This window comes from Bartonella sp. AU18XJBT (genome assembly GCF_028618595.1).
In the GTDB taxonomy this organism is placed as follows: domain Bacteria; phylum Pseudomonadota; class Alphaproteobacteria; order Rhizobiales; family Rhizobiaceae; genus Bartonella.
The window spans coordinates 1-4,773 of the sequence record NZ_JAQITE010000069.1; the positions used below are offsets into that span (position 1 = coordinate 1).

General features: G+C 37.7%; 1 protein-coding gene. It reads left to right on the plus strand.

Features of this window, described 5'->3' with window-relative positions; genetic code table 11:
* Positions 1–1,042 precede the first annotated feature (1,042 nt).
* Positions 1,043–4,773, plus strand: a 3,731-nt coding sequence (locus tag PVV60_RS09510; RefSeq protein WP_273724548.1) for a DEAD/DEAH box helicase family protein, incomplete at its 3' end; no start/stop codon positions are given.

Sequence of the window (4,773 nt, forward strand, 5' to 3'; positions counted from 1 at the left end):
GGCGAGAAAAATTATCGGTTGGGGAATGAAAAATAGCCGAGGAGCGCGCATAAACACTTACACCTGTAAACAAGCCAAAGAAAACAACAATGGCACGAAAAATTCTCAAAAGAGAACTCTGGCGTAAAAATACACAAAACAATACAGATTGCCCCCGCTTTGCACACTTCATGAAGCATTCTTTAAAAGAACTTCATGGAACCTCTAACAAGACCAGTCAAACAGCCACTGCCCTATAACGCTTTTAACAAAAGCACATGCCTCTGTTACCAAAGAAAAGGGGCAACAAAACTGCTCTATTTTACAAAAACCACTTTATTTTAATTGCTGAAGCTCTCTCCCCCACATTGATATGAAAAAACCTTTAAACAAAACTGTTGAGCCCGTCAATGCTTAATACATCAATATCCCCAGTTTAATGCTACAATATATTTATCAATAATTAGAGATAAATTCACTCTCCAGATCCTCTAAGCCACTCAACACGCATATAAACGAGACATCAAGTATCAAGATCATTATGGTTATGAATTTTGAAGAGGTTTTGAGTTTTGACGGTTGCTGCTATTATATAAAAAATAGCAAAAAATAAAAATGTTATATTTCAATGTATTAAGATTTTACAGATCTTTAAAAAACAACCTATATCGACATTACAACCTATAAATTCAACTAATAATATACGTTTTGAAGGTATTTTGACGGTTTTTACACCTTCAAAACCTATCTATAAAATGGTTCATAAAACTTATCAAAATACTCATTATGATATTTTAAAGCCCATGATGCATTTGTCTTGATTAACAGGTCAATTAACACATCAAATAAACAGCAAATTTCACTATTTTGCTGATCTAATCTCTCTCATGGGCTGTGGATAAACAGCCTTTAATAAAATTTCTTTTTAAGCAGGTTGTGGGTCTTTAGCACCCTTTTCTTATTTTATTATTGCTATTTGTTTTAAATAGATCTAGCAGATTTTATTTAAAGTTTTTTGACACTGATAGATCAACGCTTATAAAGCGGTGGGTTTTTATTATAAATGCTTCAATCTCATAACAAACCACTGACATTACGCTCTCTGTTACAATCCTACCGTGATCATACAGAAAGTGCGCGCGATAGAGGAACTTCTTTTGAAAAGTTTGTCATTGCCTATTTGACGCAAGACCCTCTACAATGCCAAGAATATGAAAAGGTTCAAACCTATTGTGAATGGGCAAAAGAGCATGGGGAAGATGGACGTGATATCGACATTGATCTGGTTGCTAAAATTCGTGATGAAGAAGGATACGCCGCTATTCAATGTAAGTTTTATAGTGCAAATCATCAGATCAAGAAGGAAGATATTGATAGCTTTATTGCTGCCTCGGGAAAAAAGATCTTCACACGCCGTATTCTGGTTGATAGCACCGAAGGTAATTGGAATAACAATGCCGATCTCACCTGTGAAGGACAAGGAGTCCGCATTCAACGGATTAATCTTTTTGATCTGGAAAACAGTCAAATAGATTGGGCAACCTTTGAAAGCAAAGGGGAAGCTACTCTTAAGAAAAAAGAACCGAAAAATCTTCTAGATCATCAACAAGAAGCGCTTAAAGCTGTTTGTGAAGGGTTAAAAGAAGCAGACCGCGGCAAGCTGATTATGGCGTGTGGAACGGGAAAGACCTTTACCAGTCTGAAGATAGCAGAAGCTCTTGCTGGTCAAGGTAAACGTGTTTTATTTCTTGTCCCCTCTCTTTCTCTCATGTCACAAACAATAAGAGAATGGACAGCAGATACAGAAGTGCCTTTGCGTTCCTTTGCGGTGTGTTCTGATACACAAGTTGGCAAGCGTCGTAAAGCCCAAGATGATGCTGCTGAACTCGATGTCTCGGATCTCGCTCTACCAGCAACAACAGATTCTCAAAAGCTTGGAGAAAAAGCCAATAAGACTTCTCCTGATGCCATGACAGTGGTCTTTGCTACCTACCATTCGATACAAGTGATTTCGGATGCGCAAAAGAAATACGGTTTACCCGAATTTGACCTGATCATTTGTGATGAAGCACACCGTACCACTGGAGCCGTATTAGGAACAGACAAGAGTGAATCTGAGTTTATCAAGGTTCATGACAGTAACCTTATTCGAGGTAAAAAACGTCTGTATATGACAGCAACACCTCGTATCTTTAGTGACAATGCCAAAAAACAAGCTAATGAGATTGATGCTGTTCTGGCTTCTATGGACGATGAAGAGCTTTATGGCAAAATCCTTTATTCTTATAGTTTCTCCCATGCTGTAAAAAATGGACTTTTAACGCCTTACAAAATTATCGTTTTAGGTGTTGATGAAGGAGAAGTGAGTAAATCTATCCAGCATCTGATGACAGATGAGAATTATGAACTTATTCTTGATGATAGAACAAAGATCATGGGTTGTTATCAAGCTCTTACCAAAATGGATCTGAAAATTGATCTTGGGGATGATACAAGACCCATGCATCGGGCTTTGGCTTTTTGTAGAGATATTGATACTTCTGAACGCATATGTAGAACATTCAACGATGAAGAAGTTAAGAAAGATTTACGTGATCTTCATGAAAACCATAAAAATATCCCCCCTCTTAACTGTCAAGCAGATCATATTAATGGAAAATCTGGTGCCAAAAACCGTACGATAAAACTTGATTGGTTGAAAGAAGATGCGGGTGAGAATGTCTGCCGTATATTAACCAATGTACGCTGCCTTTCAGAAGGTGTTGATGTTCCTTCCCTTGATGCGGTTATGTTTTTACACCCGCGTAAAAGCCAAGTGGATGTGATACAGGCGGTAGGACGTGTGATGCGTCGTGCAAAAGGCAAAAAGATGGGCTATATCATTTTGCCGGTTGGTGTTCCTGCTGGTGTTTCACCAGAAGAGGCATTAAAAAACAATAAGAGATACAGTGTTATCTGGCAAGTTCTCAATGCTTTGCTTGCCCATGATGAGAATTTTAGCAAAACCCTTAACCAGATGGTCTTAGGACAAGACGTAAGCTCTATCATCGACATTGTTACAGTTTCTAAAAAGACCGAATTAGAGAATGTCACCACGGTTATTGACGAAATCACGCTACACGAAAAATCGGAAAAATCCGGACTTCGTATTGGGACACAAGCTCATGAACCGCAACATAGTCATAGCGTAACAGGAAGATTACCCTTTTTTGTTGAGTTTCCCAATGCTCTCAAAACACTGATTGTTAAAAAATCTACCATGAGTGATTATTGGGGCATTTGGGCTGGCAATGTTGCTGAGATTGCACAAAACCATATCACATGCCTTCAAACTATGCTTTCTGATCAAACAAGCGAAGCTTATCATGCCTTTGATACGTTTTATAAGGAATTAAAAAACAACTTAAACAGTGAGATAAAGCAAGAAGAAGCAATTGAGATGTTAGCGCAACATCTTGTAACGCGTCCCGTGTTTGAAGCCTTATTTGAGGGCAATGAATTTGTGCAAAACAATGCCATTTCGCAAGCAATGGAAAAAATCTTAACAGAACTCGATAAAAGCAATATTGAGGAAGAATCCAAAGAATTACAAGAGTTTTATGACAGCGTAAAGTTCCGTGCCTCTGGCATTACCGAACCACAGGCAAGACAAAATCTTATTATCAAACTTTACGAAGATTTTTTTACCAAGGCATTTAAGAAAACTACGGACAGACTTGGGATTGTTTATACGCCCGTTGAGGTTGTTGATTTTATCATTCATTCTGTTGATGACGTTTTACGCAATGAATTTGGAAAAAGCCTTGGTTCACGGGGTGTTTCTATACTTGACCCCTTTACTGGAACGGGTACCTTTATCACACGGTTGTTACAATCCAATCTCATCAAACCAGAGGATATGGAATATAAGTTCCGTCATGATATCCACGCCAATGAGATTGTTTTGCTTGCCTATTACATAGCAGCGATTAACATTGAATCAACTTATCATAGTCTTATGAAAGGTGAGTATATTCCTTTCAAGCATATTGGTTTGACTGATACGTTTCGGATGCTTGAAGAGAAGAACCTGCTACAGGAATTGTTTAAAGAAAACAGTGAATATTTAGAGCATCAAAAGAAACTGGATATCCAAGTTATTTTTGGTAATCCTCCTTATTCAGTCGGACAAAAAAATGAAAATGATAATGCAAAGAACAGCCCTTATCCCATATTAGATGAACGTATCCGTAAAACTTATGCTGCTCAATCGAAAGTAACGAATATACGAGCACTTTATGATAGCTATATTCGTGCTATCCGTTGGGCTAGTGACCGTATTGATAATGCGGGGGTAATTGGTTTTGTTTCTGGTTCTGGTTATATAGAAAAGTCAACAATGGACAGTTTACGAAAATCTTTAGCCAAAGAATTTACGAGTATTTATGTGCTTAATTTACGGGGGGATATTCGTAAAAATATGTTAAGTAATGGTGCTGCTCAAGAAGGAGAAAATGTTTTTGGCAATGGAAGTATGACTGGTATCGCTATAACGCTCTTTATCAAAAATCCCAATGTGACTGAATCATGTAAAATTTACTATCACGACATTGGTAGTAATCTTACAACTAAAAGGAAACTTGAGATCCTTGACGAATTTTGCAGTATTGATGGTATTACCCATGAACAAGGCTGGCAACTCATTACACCAGACAAGCATGATGACTGGATTCATCAACGTGATGACAGTTTCAACGCATTTTTAGCTTTAGGCGTTAAAAGAGGGCATGATAAAAAACTGTTTGAAACTTATTC